The organism is Colwellia sp. SU-HH01217 (assembly GCF_057543495.1).
Map to the genome: position 1 here is coordinate 1 of NZ_BAAJLX010000045.1, position 736 is coordinate 736.

2 protein-coding genes are annotated in these 736 nt (G+C 35.2%); both read left to right on the top strand.

Annotated features, from left to right (window positions below; all coding sequences use genetic code 11):
• The first annotated feature begins 143 nt into the window (after positions 1 to 143).
• The gene (locus tag AC27G3_RS18160; protein WP_487124045.1) at positions 144 to 425 is read left to right on the top strand and encodes a type II toxin-antitoxin system Phd/YefM family antitoxin; all 282 of its coding nucleotides are present in this window, start codon (positions 144 to 146) and stop codon (positions 423 to 425) included.
• Entirely contained in the window at positions 422 to 715 is a 294-nt protein-coding gene (locus tag AC27G3_RS18165; protein ID WP_487124047.1) for a type II toxin-antitoxin system RelE/ParE family toxin, read from the top strand. Before AC27G3_RS18160 ends, AC27G3_RS18165 begins: the two co-directional genes overlap by 4 nt.
• Positions 716 to 736 lie beyond the last annotated feature (21 nt).

Genomic DNA, 736 nt, shown 5'->3' on the forward strand with positions numbered 1-736 from the left:
TTGGTTTTGCTCCTGCGTCGCTTATTTTAACCAACTGTAATTTGCCCATTATTTGGGCGTTATAACTCAAATTCAAAGTCTTGTACTCTCGTCTACTTTTAACTATACTTTGTACCATAAACAGTACAGCTAAAGGTATTATCATGAGTAGACTTCATTTTGATCAAGATATTCAACCGCTTTCAGATTTTAGAGCTGGAGCCGCTTCATTTATACGTCAAGTTAACGAAACTAGAAGACCAATTGTTATAACCCAGAGGGGCAAAGGTGTAGCTGTAGTTTTAGATGTCGCACAATATGAATCTATGCAAGAAAAAATAGAACTATTAGAAGAAGTACAAAAGGCTGAAGCTCAGATTTCTGCCGGTTTAGGAATATCAAATTCTGATGCCCGTGCCCAAATTTTAAAGAGTATAAGGTCTTGAAAGTAGTTTGGTCACCTTTAGCATTAGATAAATTAGAAACTACTGCCAAATTTATTGCTCTTGATAAACCATCGGCGGCTGATAAATGGGTTAATGATATTTTTGATCATACCGAGTTACTTGGTTCTCAACCTGAATTAGGGCGAGAGGTTCCTGAGTTGCTAGGTTCTCACTATCGTGAATTAATATTTGGTAATTATCGTATTATCTATAAAGTTGAAAACGAGATTAAAATCCTAACTTTACGTAATAGTCGCCAATTACTTAGTTTAGGTGATATTGAGTTATAACAAGTCATTAAAGCAGGAAAA